The sequence below is a fragment of the Arthrobacter rhombi genome, assembly GCF_900163545.1.
Taxonomy (GTDB): Bacteria; Actinomycetota; Actinomycetes; order Actinomycetales; family Micrococcaceae; genus Arthrobacter_H; species Arthrobacter_H rhombi_A.
Genome location: NZ_FUHW01000022.1, coordinates 36,191 through 50,672 on the forward strand (window position 1 = coordinate 36,191; position 14,482 = coordinate 50,672).

Genomic DNA, 14,482 nt, shown 5'->3' on the forward strand with positions numbered 1-14,482 from the left:
CAACCACCCGCTCTCGAGGAGTCAACAGATGGACCACGACGAACCCTCCACGGCCCGTCCGGCCGATAGCGCCCCGCTGCTCGGCGGAAACCCGAGCGCACCGGGCCTGCGGGAATCCTATGACCCGCAGGCCGGTCCCAGGAACCCGTGGCCGGCGATCATCGGCATGATCACCACGCTCTCCGTCATCGTGATCGTGCTGTTCATGGTGCTGTAGCTAGTCCACCGTGGTGGAGCCCCGCACCACCAACGAGCTGGCCAACGTCAACTCCTGGTCTTCGAGCATTTCGCCGGCCATGAGCCGGCGCAGCTGCTGCGCCGCCTGCCGGCCGAGCTCCTCGCCCGGCAGGTGCACACTGGTCAGTGACGGATTGCTCGTGCGCGAATACGGCAGGTCATCGAAGCCGGCGACAGCCAGGTCCCCGGGAACGCGCAGCCCGCGGGCGCGGGCCTCCTGCAGGATCCCGTAGGCATGGGTATCGGTCGCGCAGGCCACAGCGGTGACCCCTGCCTGCTGCCAGGCAGGCCAGACGGAGGCGAATTCGGAGGCGACCACACCGACGTCGATGGTGGTCGCCAAGCACGCGGCGTCCGGGACCTCCAGACCCAAGGCATCTGCGGCGGCCAGGAAGGCCGCGCGGCGCAGCTCAAAGGTCGCCGTGCCGGTGATGCCGTCGACATAGGCGACCTTCCGGTGGCCGGCTGCGGCCAGATGCCCTGCCAGTTCCCGGGCGCCGTGGGCGACATCCAGGTTCACCGCGGCGAACCGCTCCCCCAGGCCCGGAGCGTCGAGCAGCACCAGCGGGTCCGGAGCCGACAGCTCCTCCAGGAACGCCTCGTCCGGGGCATCGACCAACAATCCGGCAGGTCGCAGGGACAGCAGCCTGCGGGTATCGGCGGCGCTGGGCAACGTACCTGCGTCCGTGACCGAGAGCAGCAGCTGGTAGTCCTGCCCCAGCGCCGTGCGCACTCCAGCGATCACGTTGGCGAAGAAGGGGTTGGAGATATCGGGGGCCACCATGATCACGGTCGAGCTGACTCCGCGGGACAGCGAGCTGCCGATGCCATCGACCACGTAGCCCAGCTCGTGGATGGCCTGCAACACGCGGGCCTCGTTGACCGCCGAGACCCGTCCACGTGATTTGCCGTTGGCGACCAGAGACACCGTGGCGGTGGAGACCTGCGCCCGATCAGCGACCATCGCCGCGGTGGCCCGCCGCCTGCCGGGCGCGCCGGGAAGTGGGGCATCGGCGGATTCCATGGCCCCATCCTACCGAGCCGGCAGCCCGGCAGGGCCACCAGCTCGAGCGTCTCGGGCCGCCGTCGCACCGTTTGACGTTAAGCGTTTGACGTTAAGCGTTTGACGTACCGGGGTTGGCAGTGGAAAACTGCCCCTGAAGACCCCTGACGCCTGGCTCCTACCGGGCACCCCAATGACGTGGAGAAAAAAATGGGCGCAGATGCCCCCGCCGGACCCCGCAAGATCATCCTGGACTGCGACCCCGGTCACGACGACGCCGTGGCCATCCTGCTGGCCCATGGCAACCCCGATATCGAACTGCTGGCGGTCACCACCGTCGTGGGCAACCAGACCCTGGCCAAGGTCACCCAGAACGCCTTGTCCGTGGGCACCATCGCCGGCATGACAGGCATCCCCTTCGCCGCCGGCTGCGATCGTCCGCTGGTTCGACAGGTCGAAACCGCCGGCGACATCCACGGGGAGACCGGCATGGACGGCCCCACCCAGCCCGAACCGGCCATCGAACTGGATCGGCGTCACGCCGTGGATCTGATCATCGAGACGATCATGGCCCACGCGCCGGGGACGATCACCCTGGTCCCCACCGGCGGTTTGACCAACATCGCCATGGCCGCCCGCAAGGAACCACGCATCGTTGAACGGGTGCGCGAAGTGGTGCTGATGGGTGGCGGCTACCACGCCGGGAACTGGAGCGCCGTGGCCGAATTCAACATCATCATCGACCCCGAGGCCGCCCATATCGTCTTCAACGAGGACTGGCCGGTAGTCATGGTCGGTCTGGACCTGACCCACCAGGCACTGGCCACCGACGAGGTCGTCGCCCGGATCGAGTCGATCGGCACGGGACCGGCGAAGTTCGTGCGCGAATTGATGGACTTCTTCGCACAGGCCTACCAAGACCACCAGGGTTTCGATTTTCCCCCGGTCCACGATCCCTGCGCCGTCGCCTACGTCATCGACCCGACCATCGTCTCCACCGTGAAGGTCCCCGTGAACATAGAACTCCGAGGAACCCTGACCCTGGGCATGACGGTCGCCGACTTCAGGGCCCCGGCGCCACCTGACTGCAACACCTCGGTCGCCGTGGACCTGGACCACGGGCGCTTCTGGGATCTGGTCACCGACGCCCTCGAACGCATTGGCGACGTGGATCTGGCCTCCACCGCACCGATGACGGCGACTGCCCGATGAGCGCGACCAGCACCCGTCCGGCGGCATCCTCCACCGGCGGGGCCACCGCTCTCATGGTCGCCCTGCTGGCCGCCTGCGTGGCCTTCCAACTCAACGCCTCCATGCTCAGCCCCGCATTGGTGACCATCGGGCAGGAGCTTGACACCGACCAGGCCGCCGTCGGACTCTCGCAGACCTGGTTTTTCACCACCGCTGCACTCTTCTCGCTGTTCCTTCCCCGGCTCAGCGACATCATCGGACGCCGCCGGGTGTTGGTGGGGATGCTGTTGCTGACCGCCGTCGGCTCCACGGTCGCCGCGTTGGCACCGAATATCGGCTGGCTGTTCGCCGGACGCATCATCCAGGGCGTCAGCGGCCCCACCGTCCCGCTCTGCCTGCTCATGCTCCGCTCGGCCGTGACCGACCAGCGCCGCTATGGCACCTTGATGGGTCTCATCCTCGCCGTCAACGGCGGCATCGCCGGCGTCGACTCCTTCCTGGGCGGGTATCTGGCGGAGAACCACGGGTTCCGCAGCATCTTCTGGTTCATGGTCGTCATCTCCGTCGTCGCAGCTGCCTGCGTCGCCTGGAAGTCCCCCGAATCGACGCCACAGGCCGGGACACGCATGGATTGGCGCGGCGTGTTGTTCATCGTCGTCGCCGTCGGCGCGCTGCTGACCGCCCTGAATGAGGGCGCCGAACTGGTGGCCGCCTTCTCGGCTTCCGGGCTGCTGGTGTCGCTGCTCCTGTTGGCGGTGGCCGTCGCCGCCTTTGCTGCGTTCTGGGCCACTGAGAAGGCCTCCACGGAGCCAATGGTGCAGATCGTCCATCTGCGCCAACGCTCCACCTGGGCCCCGCTGCTGACCACGGTACTGACCATCACCGGAGTCTTCGCCGTCATCAACGGGATTGTTCCCGCTTACGTACAGGCCACGGGTCAGGGATTCGACCTCGGACCCACGGCCACGGCCCTGCTGATCCTCACCCCGTACGCCCTGCTGGGCTGGATCGTCGGGCCATTCGCCGGCCGGCTGGCCCCGGTCCTCGGCTACAACAAGGTGTTGCGGCTCGGCCTGGTCGGCAGCATCGCCGCCCTGCTGGTGATCCTGCTGTTCGGTCTGGGCAGCCTGCCCTTGATGATCACCGGCACCGCCCTGCTGGGCATCGCCTATGCCGGCACTGCGAACATCATGCTCAACGGGTTGGGCATCGTCCTGTCCCCGGTCGGCAACCCCGGCTTCCTGCCGGGTATGACTGCCGGCGCGTTCAACCTCGGCGCCGGGCTCAGTTTCCTCGTGCTGCCTGCCGTGTTCGTGTCAACGACCGGGCCGGATGGGCAGGGCTCCTACGCAGCGGTCATCATCACCGGCCTCGTCATCACCGCGGCCGCCCTATTCGCCTCGTTGCTCATCCCCAAACCCGTCGACGCGGAGGTCACCGCATGAACACCCCCAGCCACACCACCGAAGACCGGGGCCGCGTCGTAGTCGTCGGTTCCCTGAACGCCGATCTCACCATTTACACCCAACGCCTCCCCACCCCGGGCGAGACCCTGCATGGCGAAGGGTTCACCGTGAACCCCGGGGGCAAAAGTGCCAACCAGGCGGTCGCCGCCGGCCGACTCGGCGCCGACGTGACTCTTCTGGGTGCCGTCGGCGATGACCCGCACGGCACCATGCTGCTCGATTCCTGTTCCGCCGCAGGCGTCCGCACCGAGGCGGTACAGCGCGTGGCAGGGGTGGAAACCGGCGTCGCCGTGGTGACCGTGGACGCTGCGGGCGAGAACAGCATCGTCATTTCAGCAGGAGCCAACGGAACCGTCTCGGAGGACACGATCACCCAGGCCTCCGGGCTGTTCACCGGTGCCTCCGTGGTGTGCCTGTGTCTGGAAGTTGCTCCGGAGGCAGTCATGGCTGCGGCGCGTGCCGGGAACGACGCCGGTGCCACCGTGGTCCTGAATCTCTCCCCCTATGCCCCGATCACCCGGGAGTTGGCGGAGCTGACGTCGGTGTTGCTGGTCAACACGCACGAGGCTTCCCAGTTCTTGGACGGCACGGGCATCCCCGCGGCCGACGCCGCCGATGAAGCCTGGGAGCCGGTGCTCGGACGTTTCACCGACCGCGGGTTGAACCGCGTGGTCGTCACCCTGGGCGCCCACGGTTCGGTGGTGCTCGATGCCCACCCAGGCGCCGGAGCCCGCATCACCAGGGTCGCCCCCACCCGGGTGCACGCTGTGGACACCACCGGGACCGGCGACGCCTTCACCGGTGCCCTGGCGACCCGGTTGGCCGCAGGAGACCCCCTGTCCGACGCCGCCTCCTTCGCCTCGGTGGCCGCGGCCTTGGCTGCCACGAAGAAGGGTACGCAGGCCGCCTACCCCGACGACGCAGCGGTCACCGCGGCACGCTAGGTTCCGCGGAGACCACTGTGGTGGGATGGTTGCATGAAACTTGCCACCCTTCGCACACCCGGCACCGGGTCCACCTTCGCCGCAGTGATCCACGGTGAGACGGCCCACGAACTGTCGGGCTTTTCCGACGTGGGGGCCTTCTTGGCCGCCGATGAACAAACCCGCGCCGAAGCTGTGGCGGCCGCCGATCCCACGGCTTCCCTGCGGGCCCCCTCCGCCGGGATACCGGTAGCCGACGCCGATTTCGCGACGTTGCTCAGCTCCCCGGAGAAGGTCTTCTGCATCGGGCTGAACTACCGCAACCACATCCTAGAAACCGGGCAACAGCTCCCCGAATATCCGACGGTGTTCACGAAGTTCGCCCGCTCGCTCACCGGGCCGATGGACCCCATCGACGTGCCGCCGGAGGACCACCGCCTCGATTGGGAAGGTGAACTGGCCATCGTCATCGGCAGGGCAGGCCGCCGGATCCCCGAGGCCGATGCCGCCGGGCATATTGCCGGCTATACGGTCGCCAATGACGTATCGATGCGCGGCTGGCAAGGGCGGACCACCGAATGGCTGGCCGGTAAATGCTGGGAGGCCTCCACCCCGGTGGGCCCGTATCTGGTCAGCGCCGAAGAATTTCCCGACGCGGCCCGCATCAGCACCCGAGTCAACGGCGAGACCGTCCAGGAGGATTCGACAGCAGATTTGGTGTTCGGCCCGGCTCGACTGGTCGCCTACCTCTCCACCATGGTCACCCTGGTCCCCGGCGACCTCATCCTCACCGGGACTCCGGCGGGGGTGGCCTTGGGACGGCGCAACGAGCAGGGACGCCACCCCTGGCTCACCTCCGGGGATGTGCTGGAAACAGGGATCGACGGCCTCGGAACTCAGCGCAACCGGATCCGATAGAAGGTTCCGGAACCCGCGCTCAGCCCGCCTCGGTGAAAGACAGGCAGTACAGCAGGTTCGACACCGTGCTGCGATCCGCTGCCTCCGGATCCGCTGCGGCGATCGCCTCAAGAAGTTCCTCATGACCTGCCGCCCGGCAACCGTCGAAACCGCGGTAGAGGCGCTGGGCTAGCTTGCTGCCATGGAAGACGTCACCGAAACTGGCATACAGCTCGGCCAATAAGGCATTTCCCGAGGCGCGGGCCACCCCCAGATGGAAGTTCCAGTCGGCGTCGATCCACCCCTCGATATCCTCGACCTCCCACGCTCGACGGCGTTCGGCCAGAATTGCCCGCAGCTGCTCCAGCTCGGCTTCACCGGCGACGCCCGCTGCCAGCCGGGCCGCTTGGGCGTCCAGGGCGAACCTGACCTGCATGACGTCCTGGTCGGAATGACGTTGGTAGGCCTGCCCGATGGCGCCTTCGATCTCGCTGCGAGTGCGCACATAGGTTCCGTCCCCGCGACGGACTTGAAGCATGCCGGCATGCGATAGGGCCTTGATGGCTTCACGCAGCGTGCCCCGCGAGACGGCAAATCGTTCGATCAGCGCCGGCTCGGCGGGGATCCGTGCACCGACCGGCCACTCGCCCGAGCTGATGGCCCGGCGCAGGGCATCGGTGACTTGTTGGACCAAGGGGGTCCGCGGCGGGATGTTCATGCCGGCACCTCACGCTTCCTCCTCCGGCGTGCCTGACCTGCCGGTCCTGCCGGTCTATCGGAGGTGAGAGCCCAGGCCAGCAGCAGCTGGATCACCGCGACGACGAACAACACCCACAACGGTGCGGTCCAGCCGCCGGCCAGGGTGTGGAGCAACGCCAGGCCGAAGGGTCCAGCGCTGGCCACCAGGTAACCCACGGATTGGGCCACCGTGGAGATCGCCGTGGTTTCGACAGCATTGCGGCCGCTGCGGCTAATGACGACCAGCAAGAGAGGGAAGATCGTGAGTCCGAGGCCCAACAGGACCACTGACAGGACGGAGAAACCGACGGGCAGCAGGATCAGGCAGCTCAGACCCAGCAGGATCCCGATACAGCACACCATGAAGGCCGAACGCAGCAGATGCGGGCGGGTGGCCATGGCCAACAGCACCACGGTCGCCGGGATCGTGACCAGCTGCATGAGACCCAGCATGATTCCTGCTGCCGAGGGGTCCATGCCACGGGAGATCAGGATGACCGGCAACCAACTGATCAGCGAATAGACCAACAGTGCCTGGACGGTGAAGAACCCCGTGATCAGCAGGCCCTGGCGGGTTCGCAAGACTGCCAGCAGTGAGCCTCCGGGTTCCGCCGGAGCCACCGGCAGGGCGGCATCCTGTCGCGGCCGCGGCCGCGGCCGACCGGCGATCGCCAACGGGATGAAGACCAGGACGGAGACGGCGGCCAGAATCGACCAGGCAGCCAACCCCAGGCTCGGGGAACCCAGTTGCCGGGCCAACGGGACCCCCAGCGCCGAGGCTGCGGTGGCCCCGAGGGACATCGTGATCGTGTACGTTCCGGTCAGGGTCGATGTCCGGTGTGCATAGTGTTCGCGGATGAAGGAGGGCATCGCCACGTTGCACAACGCGATCCCGCACATTCCTGCGACGGTCCCCACCAGCAGCATGCCCACCGAGGGGATGGCACGGATCGCCAGCCCGGCAGCCAGGATGACCAACGCCAACAAAATGGTCCGCTCCACCCCGATGCGGCGGACCAACCATGCGGTCGCGGCACCGGCGAAGGCGAAGGTCACCGTGGGGATGGAAGGGAGGATGGCCGCCACCAACGGCCCGTACCCGAGCACCGCCTGCAGGTCGTGGAACAGGGCGGCGGCACTGGTGATGCCGGCCCTCAGGTTCAAACCCACCAGCACGACGGCGACCACGCCGAGCACCGTGATCCAGCGCGTCCGGGGGATGACGGAGGGTGGTGGGGCGGTGGAAGTCGAAGAGGGCACGGAGAAACATTAGACGTCTGATGTTTCATGGTCCAACTATGGTGATCCACGTCTTATCGCCGTTGGAATTATGCTGGGTTCATGACTTTCACTACCTGCGACCTGTTCGACGACGACGAATCGCTCCAGACGCTCTCCGTGCAGCTCCAGAACCTGGGGGGACGGACATGGTTCAGCGGCCCGATACGGACCATCCGCTGCGACCGCGATAACGCCCTGCTCAAACAGACCCTGAACACTCCCGGCGAGGGCGCCGTCCTCGTTGTTGACGGCGGCGGATCACTGGAGACCGCCCTCATGGGTGACATGATCGGCGAGGCCGCCGTGGCCAACGGCTGGTCGGGCGTCGTCATCCATGGCTGCATCCGCGACCGGGTGGCCCTGGCCGAACTGGACCTCGGGGTGAAGGCCATCGGTTCAAACCCGCGCAAGTCCTCCAAACACGGCAACGGAGAGGCCGACGTCATTCTCTCCTTCGGCGGGGTCGACTTCAGGCCGGGTGCCATGCTGCATTCGGACGAGGACGGGATCGTCGTCGAGGCCTGAGCTCCGGGCACACCTGCCGACGCCATGGCGGTGCGACGAGTTATATGCAACTATCTACGCATGAATGCAGATAGTGAATTTACTGTGCCGCCGGACAGTGACTACGTGGAGTTGGCGGTGGAAGTCTTCACGATGCTGGCCGATGCGACCCGAGTCCGCATCATCTTGGCACTGCGCGATGGGGAATTGCCGGTGAATAGCCTGGCCGAAATCGTCTCCAAGTCGCCGGCCGGAGTGTCGCAGCACCTGGCGAAACTGCGCCTGGCCCGCATCGTGGCGACGCGGCAGGGGGGAAACAGGGTCTTTTACCGTCTCGCCAACGAGCACGCCCGACAGCTGGTGACCGACGCTATTTTCCAAGCCCAACACGCCCTGGATGAACACCCGGCCCACCACAAGCAGGACCGTCCTCCCACGGAAACAACTACGGATGCCGCGCGTGCTTGAGGTCCTGCGCAACGCGTCCTACCGGAAGCTCTTCAGCGCCCAAGTCGTCGCCTTGCTGGGTACCGGCCTACTCACGGTGGCCCTGTCCCTGCTGGCCTTCGACCTGGCCGGCGGCGACGCAGGCATCGTTCTCGGCACGGCACTGACCATCAAGATGCTCGCCTACGTCGCCGTGGCACCCATCGCCGCGGCCATCACCTCGCAGGTGCCTCGCAAGGTCCTGCTGATCGGCTCCGATGTGCTGCGTGCCGGAGTTGCCCTCATGCTGCCCTTCGTCACCGAAGTTTGGCAGATCTACGTGTTGATCTTCGTGTTGCAGGCCGCCTCGGCGACGTTCACCCCGGCGTTCCAGGCAGTGATCCCGGAGATTTTGCCCGAGGAGCGCCAATACACTCGGGCCTTGTCCATGTCCCGCCTCGCCTACGACCTGGAATCCCTGCTCAGCCCGATGCTCGCCGCGGCCCTGCTCACCCTTCTTAGCTACCACAATCTCTTCGTGGGCACGGCCATCGGATTCGTCGGCTCGGCCGTCCTGGTCTTGGCGACCGTCTTTCCCGCCCTCCGGCCCGCCGCTGCTTCCCCGTTCCTGGAACGGCTGACCCGCGGATCCCGGGTGTTCTGGAAAACTCCTGAACTTCGGAGTCTCCTGGCACTGAACATGGTGGTCGCCGCGGCCACCGCCATGGTCGTGGTGAACACCGTGGTGCTGGTCCAGGGACAGTTGGGTCGCTCGCAAACCGATGTCGCGCTGCTTCTGGCCGCCTACGGCAGCGGCTCCATGATCGTTGCGCTGGCACTTCCCCGGGTGCTCGACGCGATCCCCGATCGACGGGTCATGCTCGGCGGAGCCATCATTCTGCCGGCCGGGCTGGTGGCCACCTCAGCTGCGACGATGCTCGCGGATTCGGGGTCGACATGGGCGTTCCTGCTGACCATCTGGTTGGTGTTGGGGGCAGCGACCTCCCTCATCCTGACGCCCTCGGCTCGGCTTCTGCGGCGTTTCTCGAACGAGTCAAACCGGCCTGCGGTGTTCGCCGCACAGTTCTCCCTTTCCCACGCCTGCTTCATTCTCACCTATCCGGCAGCCGGAATCTCGGGGGCGCTGCTGGGGCTGCCGGCCACGGCGCTGGTCCTCGCCGGACTCACCGTGGCAGCGGCAGTGGCCGCACGGCGGGCCTGGCCCGCCCGCAGCTCGGTGAACCGTCAAGGCGTGGCCTGACGACAAAAGATCAGGCGTTCCAGAGGCCGTAGGAGTCGGCCAGGTCGGCGATCTTCTGGGCGCGAGCCAGACGCGGCAGGTAGGAGCCGTCGCCGACCGAGGCGCCGGCGGCATGGGCTTCGAGGAGTTCGTGAGCCCAGGAGAGTTCGTCGGTGCTCGGGGAGAGGTCTTGGTTGATGTCGTCGACCTGCCCTGCGGAGAGGCTGAGTTTTCCGGTCATGCCCATGGTGGCGGTCGTCCGGCAGCTGGCGTGAACAGCCTCGGAGTCGGCTCCTGCTGCGGCCGGGCCGTCAATGGCTCCGGGCAGCTGGCCGACGCGGGAGGCCACCACCAGCTTGCCTCGGGCGTAGGCCAAGGCCAGCGGGTCGTCGGAGACGCCGGTGTCCTTGCGGAAGTCGTTGACGCCGAAGGCCAGCCGGAACGTGCCGGGGGCGGAGGCAATCGGGGTGGCGTTTTCGATGCCGACCGCCGATTCGATCAACGCCAGTACCGGGGTACCGGCCTGCAGACGCATGGCCGTCAGGGTCACCTGTTCGGGCTTTTCGGTCATCGCCAACATCACCCCGCGCAGGCCCTTGGCCTTGGACAGTGCCGCCAGGTCTTCGGCCCAGAAATCGGTTTCGATTCCGTTGACGCGCACCCAAGCGGTCATCCCGGTGCTCAGCGCTTCGACCACGGCATCGCGGGCTTCGGCCTTCTGGCTATCGGGTACCGAGGCTTCCATATCGAAAATGACCGAGTCCGCTTCGGATGACAGTGCCGGGGCAAACAACTCGGGGTTTGCTGCATTGACCAACAGCCACGAGCGGGAAAGTTTGGCAGGCAGGGACGCGGCGCGGCGGTTACGAAGGGACATACCTACACACTACCGAGTTGGCGCCTCCGCCTTCCACCGGACAGGGCGGTCATCACACGCCGCCCGTGAGGTTGTGCCTCCCCGCCCCCCATGCTTGACTTTCAGTGCCCACGAAAACCCACGTCAACCACTAGTCAGCGGAGGCTCCCATGCCAGGTCATCGTCGCGTCGAACCTGAGAGCGGCACTGCCGCCGATACCGCAGCGAAGGATCGCAACGCACCCTCGCCCGACGACGCACGCAAACCCTCGGCGCCGACCGATCTGCGCGGCCCGTCATGGAAATACGTGATGAAGCGGTCACTGCACGAGTTCGGCCGTAATAAGTGCACGGACCAGGCTGCGGGTCTGACCTATCACGCGGTCTTGTCCATCTTCCCGGCCCTGCTGGCGATGGTCTCCGTGCTGGGTGTCGTCGGCCAGGCCGAATCCACCACGAAGGCGTTGATCGGTTTCCTCGAGAAGTTCGCGAGCCCGGGGGTTGTCGATACGCTGCGTCAGCCCATCGAGCAGCTCACCAATACCCCCTCGGCCGGGCTGGCTCTCATCGTCGGTATCCTCGGTGCCTTGTGGTCGGCCTCGGGCTACACCGGGGCGTTCGGGCGGGCGATGAACCAGATCTATGACGTGACCGAAGGCCGCTCCTTCTTCAAACTCAAGCCGGTGCTGCTGCTGGTGACCCTGGTGATGCTGCTGGTCGCCGTCGTCGTGGTGGTCCTGCTGATCGTCTCGGGCCCCATCGCCCAGACCATCGGTGATGTGATCGGACTCGGCGACACCGCGGTGCTGGTGTGGGGCATCGCCAAATGGCCGCTCGCCGTGCTCCTGGTCATCCTCGTGATCGCCATCCTCTACTACGGCACCCCTAACGTGAAGCAGCCCAAGTTCCGCTGGCTCAGCGTGGGTTCGGTGATCGCGCTGGTGGTCTTGGCGCTGGCCACCGTCGGTTTCTTCTTCTACGTGTCCAACTTCGGGAACTACAACGCAACCTACGGGGCCATTGGTGGCGTCATCGTCCTGCTGCTGTGGATCTGGATCGCGAACCTTTCGCTGCTCCTGGGGGCAGTCTTCGACTCGGAGATGGAACGGGCCCGCCAGTTGCAGGGTGGCATCAAGGCAGAGCGCTCGGTGCAGTTGCCCCCACGCGATACCAAGGCCAGCGATAAGCAGGCCTTGGTCGAGGAACGTGACGTCCAGGCCGGCAGCTCGCTGCGACACCAGGCGGCCCGCGAACCGGAAGACAGCTAGCGGGCGAGCTTCTTGAGGTTGACGGTGGGGTCTGCCAAGTGCGCGGGATCCACGCGGATCCGCCGGTCGATGATCCGACGGGCGGCCTTCACCGCCAACCCCCCGTCCACCGTGGCACACCCGAGCAGATAACCCTCGCCGTCCACCCGGAAGGCCATCACCGGAACCCCGTCCGCCTCGCGGATCACGGTGGTCCCCGGTTCGGTCATCGAGCCCACCCCTTCGACATGGACCCCGTGGCGGTCGGACCAGAACCAGTCGGCCCGTTGCGTCGGAGCGTCGACTCCGGCGATGGCCGATGCCGCCTGGTGGCCCGAGTTCATCGCGTTTTCCCAGTGCTCCGCCCGCCGTTTGAGAACGCCTTCAACGGTGCGGGTCCGGGCGCAGTCCCCCACGGCGTAGACGCGCCGGTGGCTGGTGCGTTGCTGGCTGTCCACGATGATCCCGCCGTCGACCTCCAGCCCCGAGGCCTCGGCGAGCGCCGTATTGGGGGTGATCCCGACCCCCACCAAGACGGCGTCGGCGATGATCTCTTCACCGTTCGCGAGCGCAATGATGTGTTGCCCCTCGTTCCGGGTGATGGATTCGGGAATTCCCGTCACCACGGTGACTCCCTTCTCGGCATGCATATCGTGCAACCGGCGGGCCAGTTCGGGACCGACGGCCGGGACCAGGGGCGGGTCCATGGGGTCGATGAGGACGACGACGGCGCCCAGTTCACGGGCCGCAGAGGCAGTTTCTGCCCCGATAAGGCCCGCCCCGATAATCGCCAGCCGTATGCCGGGCAGTAACGCGTGGCGCAGCCGGTCCGCGTCGTCCCGGTTGCGCAACTCCAGCACGGTGCCCAGGTCCCCGCCGGGGATCGAAAGTTTCCGTGCCGTCCCCCCGGTGGCCAGAACCAGCACGTCGGCATCCAAAACCGTGCCGTCGACCAGAACCACTTCGCCAGTCGCCGGGTGCAGGCTGGCCACGGCTCCGGTGAGGATTTCGATCTCGTGCTCTTCACACCAGGCAGCGTCGGCCAGCAGCAGTCCCGTCTGGTCGGTGCGCCCGAGCAGGTAGTCCTTGCTCAAGGGCGGCCGGTCATAGGGCAGTCCTTCGGGGTCCACGATTCTGACCCGTCCGGTATGGCCCAGGCTGCGCAGCTGACGCGCCGTGGAGAATCCCGCCAGCCCGGCACCGATGATCAGGACGGAGGCCTCCGGGCCCGAAGATGGGTTGCCTCGGTTGGATGCGGTGCTGGATTCGGTGTTCATGCCCGGTTGCTCCCGTGGATGTCTTCGATGATCTGCAAGGTGGCCACGGCGTCCTCCGGATCCACCGGCAGCAAAGTGTTGCCGTGGACCGCCGTGGCGAAGAGACGATAGAACTCCGGATAGGCGCCCACCGCCGAGGGCACCGGTTCCATGGACCCCGGAACACCGAGCCGACCCCACTGGTTTTCTGGGACCCGCCCATACCCTGCGTCGTCGGGTTTCATTCCGGCGTCCAGCGCTGCCTCCTGCCCGTCGGTACCCCAGATTTCGAATCCGGCACGGGATCCCAGGACCCGGAAGCGCGGAGCCGGGACCGCGAAGTGCAGCCCGACCGATAAATGCGAATCCACGCCTGACTGGTGCCGGATGACGATGGAGGCATCTTCGTCCGCGTCGGATCCTCCAGCACTGATCCTCCGGGTCAGCCCATGCACCTTCGCCGCAGGTCCGAATAAGGCCACTGCCTGGTCGATGACGTGGCTGCCCAGATCGAACAGGACTCCCCCGCCACCTGAAATTCCTGCGCTGTCTTTCCAATCACGCAGTCCTGCGGGTTTCCAGCGTTCGAACCGTGACTCGAAGGTGTGGACCTCACCGAGGGACCCCTCACGGACCACCCGGGCAACAGTCAAAAAGTCAGCGTCCCACCGGCGGTTCTGGAAAACTGAGAGCTTCACGCCGGCGGCGTCGGCCGCCGCAATGACTTCACGTCCTTCGGCAGCAGAGATGGCAAAGGGTTTATCGATCACCACATGCAGGCCGTGCCCGATCGCTTCCAGTGCCAGGGGTGCATGGGTGGCCGGCGGGGTTCCGATGACGACCACATCAAAATCTGCGGCCCGGGCGAAGAGGGTCTGCGCGTCGGGGATGATCAAGGTCTCTGGGTGGGCCGTAGCAGCGTCGGCACTGCGCACCGGGTGACTAGTGACGATCGCGTCCAGCGAGTAATCGGGGTCGGCGGCAATCAGCGGGGCGTGGAAGACGCGGCCGGACAGCCCATATCCCAGCACGGCGGTACGCAATTTCGGGCGCGGGTTCATGGTGGCTCCTTCGGGACGGGTCTAGCCAAACCCTACCAATCAGGACGCCGGCGGCTTCTGGAAGTAAACTAATGGCGAAGAGCCACGGGCACCTGCCCTCTGGCTCGCCACCCGGCGGTCCGGGACCCGGAACCGCCGGGCACGGACGGCACGGCC

The 14,482-nt window shown here is 66.5% G+C and carries 15 protein-coding genes; 9 read left to right on the forward strand and 6 right to left on the reverse strand.

Annotated features, from left to right (window positions below):
• Nucleotides 1–28: 28 nt before the first annotated feature.
• Nucleotides 29–217 (forward strand): hypothetical protein, encoded by a 189-nt coding sequence (locus FM101_RS05305; RefSeq protein WP_086996529.1) that lies wholly within the window; start codon nucleotides 29–31, stop codon nucleotides 215–217.
• Here FM101_RS05305 and FM101_RS05310 read toward each other — a convergent pair whose 3' ends face one another.
• Complete coding sequence (locus FM101_RS05310; RefSeq protein ID WP_086996532.1) at nucleotides 218–1,261, reverse strand: LacI family DNA-binding transcriptional regulator; 1,044 nt, start codon at nucleotides 1,259–1,261, stop codon at nucleotides 218–220.
• A gap of 189 nt (nucleotides 1,262–1,450) precedes the next feature.
• On the opposite strand from FM101_RS05310, the gene FM101_RS05315 reads away from it, so the two are divergent.
• Genes FM101_RS05315 through FM101_RS05330 form a run of 4 tightly spaced genes read left to right on the forward strand, consistent with a single transcriptional unit; the run spans nucleotide 1,451 to nucleotide 5,738 of the window.
• Nucleotides 1,451–2,452, forward strand: a complete 1,002-nt coding sequence (locus FM101_RS05315) for a nucleoside hydrolase (protein WP_086996535.1) — start codon at nucleotides 1,451–1,453, stop codon at nucleotides 2,450–2,452.
• Complete coding sequence (locus tag FM101_RS05320; protein ID WP_086996538.1) at nucleotides 2,449–3,876, forward strand: MFS transporter; 1,428 nt, start codon at nucleotides 2,449–2,451, stop codon at nucleotides 3,874–3,876. Before FM101_RS05315 ends, FM101_RS05320 begins: the two co-directional genes overlap by 4 nt.
• Entirely contained in the window at nucleotides 3,873–4,841 is a 969-nt protein-coding gene (locus tag FM101_RS05325; protein ID WP_086996541.1) for a ribokinase, read from the forward strand. The genes FM101_RS05320 and FM101_RS05325 overlap by 4 nt, the downstream gene beginning before the upstream one ends.
• Before the next feature lie 33 nt (nucleotides 4,842–4,874).
• Nucleotides 4,875–5,738, forward strand: coding sequence for a fumarylacetoacetate hydrolase family protein (locus FM101_RS05330; RefSeq protein ID WP_086996544.1), 864 nt, complete (start codon nucleotides 4,875–4,877; stop codon nucleotides 5,736–5,738).
• A gap of 19 nt (nucleotides 5,739–5,757) precedes the next feature.
• Here FM101_RS05330 and FM101_RS05335 read toward each other — a convergent pair whose 3' ends face one another.
• A complete protein-coding gene (locus FM101_RS05335) occupies nucleotides 5,758–6,435 on the reverse strand; it encodes a FadR/GntR family transcriptional regulator (RefSeq protein WP_086996546.1) in 678 nt (225 codons plus the stop codon).
• The gene (locus tag FM101_RS05340) at nucleotides 6,432–7,715 is read right to left on the reverse strand and encodes an MFS transporter (protein ID WP_086996549.1); all 1,284 of its coding nucleotides are present in this window, start codon (nucleotides 7,713–7,715) and stop codon (nucleotides 6,432–6,434) included. Before FM101_RS05340 ends, FM101_RS05335 begins: the two co-directional genes overlap by 4 nt.
• Before the next feature lie 81 nt (nucleotides 7,716–7,796).
• Here FM101_RS05340 and rraA point away from each other — a divergent pair, with 81 nt between their 5' ends.
• The 3 genes from rraA to FM101_RS05355 are packed head-to-tail and all read left to right on the forward strand — an operon-like array spanning nucleotide 7,797 to nucleotide 9,927.
• Nucleotides 7,797–8,261, forward strand: coding sequence for a ribonuclease E activity regulator RraA (rraA, locus tag FM101_RS05345; protein WP_086996552.1), 465 nt, complete (start codon nucleotides 7,797–7,799; stop codon nucleotides 8,259–8,261).
• 60 nt (nucleotides 8,262–8,321) lie between these two features.
• Nucleotides 8,322–8,708, forward strand: coding sequence for an ArsR/SmtB family transcription factor (locus FM101_RS05350; protein ID WP_086996555.1), 387 nt, complete (start codon nucleotides 8,322–8,324; stop codon nucleotides 8,706–8,708).
• The gene (locus FM101_RS05355; protein ID WP_428844140.1) at nucleotides 8,692–9,927 is read left to right on the forward strand and encodes an MFS transporter; all 1,236 of its coding nucleotides are present in this window, start codon (nucleotides 8,692–8,694) and stop codon (nucleotides 9,925–9,927) included. Before FM101_RS05350 ends, FM101_RS05355 begins: the two co-directional genes overlap by 17 nt.
• Before the next feature lie 10 nt (nucleotides 9,928–9,937).
• On the opposite strand, the gene FM101_RS05360 is transcribed toward FM101_RS05355, so the two are convergent.
• Complete coding sequence (locus FM101_RS05360) at nucleotides 9,938–10,783, reverse strand: HpcH/HpaI aldolase/citrate lyase family protein (RefSeq protein WP_086996559.1); 846 nt, start codon at nucleotides 10,781–10,783, stop codon at nucleotides 9,938–9,940.
• 149 nt (nucleotides 10,784–10,932) lie between these two features.
• On the opposite strand from FM101_RS05360, the gene FM101_RS05365 reads away from it, so the two are divergent.
• The gene (locus tag FM101_RS05365; protein ID WP_086996562.1) at nucleotides 10,933–12,030 is read left to right on the forward strand and encodes a YihY/virulence factor BrkB family protein; all 1,098 of its coding nucleotides are present in this window, start codon (nucleotides 10,933–10,935) and stop codon (nucleotides 12,028–12,030) included.
• Here the strand turns inward: FM101_RS05365 and FM101_RS05370 are convergent.
• A complete protein-coding gene (locus FM101_RS05370; protein WP_086996564.1) occupies nucleotides 12,027–13,286 on the reverse strand; it encodes an NAD(P)/FAD-dependent oxidoreductase in 1,260 nt (419 codons plus the stop codon). The genes FM101_RS05365 and FM101_RS05370 overlap by 4 nt on opposite strands.
• Nucleotides 13,283–14,326 carry a Gfo/Idh/MocA family protein gene (locus FM101_RS05375; protein WP_086996567.1) on the reverse strand — a complete coding sequence of 348 codons (1,044 nt, stop codon included), beginning with the start codon at nucleotides 14,324–14,326 and terminating at the stop codon, nucleotides 13,283–13,285. The genes FM101_RS05370 and FM101_RS05375 overlap by 4 nt, the downstream gene beginning before the upstream one ends.
• Between the last annotated feature and the right edge of the window lie 156 nt (nucleotides 14,327–14,482).

What these genes read in the sequence shown, in the direction of transcription:
- FM101_RS05310 (WP_086996532.1), bottom strand. Translation starts at nt 1,261, where the DNA reads ATGGAATCCGCCGATGCCCCACTTCCCGGCGCGCCCGGCAGGCGGCGG.
- FM101_RS05305 (WP_086996529.1), top strand. Translation starts at nt 29, where the DNA reads ATGGACCACGACGAACCCTCCACGGCCCGTCCGGCCGATAGCGCCCCG.
- FM101_RS05335 (WP_086996546.1), bottom strand. Translation starts at nt 6,435, where the DNA reads ATGAACATCCCGCCGCGGACCCCCTTGGTCCAACAAGTCACCGATGCC.
- FM101_RS05365 (WP_086996562.1), top strand. Translation starts at nt 10,933, where the DNA reads ATGCCAGGTCATCGTCGCGTCGAACCTGAGAGCGGCACTGCCGCCGAT.
- FM101_RS05320 (WP_086996538.1), top strand. Translation starts at nt 2,449, where the DNA reads ATGAGCGCGACCAGCACCCGTCCGGCGGCATCCTCCACCGGCGGGGCC.
- FM101_RS05370 (WP_086996564.1), bottom strand. Translation starts at nt 13,286, where the DNA reads ATGAACACCGAATCCAGCACCGCATCCAACCGAGGCAACCCATCTTCG.
- FM101_RS05360 (WP_086996559.1), bottom strand. Translation starts at nt 10,783, where the DNA reads ATGTCCCTTCGTAACCGCCGCGCCGCGTCCCTGCCTGCCAAACTTTCC.
- FM101_RS05350 (WP_086996555.1), top strand. Translation starts at nt 8,322, where the DNA reads ATGAATGCAGATAGTGAATTTACTGTGCCGCCGGACAGTGACTACGTG.
- FM101_RS05375 (WP_086996567.1), bottom strand. Translation starts at nt 14,326, where the DNA reads ATGAACCCGCGCCCGAAATTGCGTACCGCCGTGCTGGGATATGGGCTG.
- FM101_RS05325 (WP_086996541.1), top strand. Translation starts at nt 3,873, where the DNA reads ATGAACACCCCCAGCCACACCACCGAAGACCGGGGCCGCGTCGTAGTC.
- FM101_RS05315 (WP_086996535.1), top strand. Translation starts at nt 1,451, where the DNA reads ATGGGCGCAGATGCCCCCGCCGGACCCCGCAAGATCATCCTGGACTGC.
- FM101_RS05355 (WP_428844140.1), top strand. Translation starts at nt 8,692, where the DNA reads ATGCCGCGCGTGCTTGAGGTCCTGCGCAACGCGTCCTACCGGAAGCTC.
- FM101_RS05330 (WP_086996544.1), top strand. Translation starts at nt 4,875, where the DNA reads ATGAAACTTGCCACCCTTCGCACACCCGGCACCGGGTCCACCTTCGCC.
- rraA (WP_086996552.1), top strand. Translation starts at nt 7,797, where the DNA reads ATGACTTTCACTACCTGCGACCTGTTCGACGACGACGAATCGCTCCAG.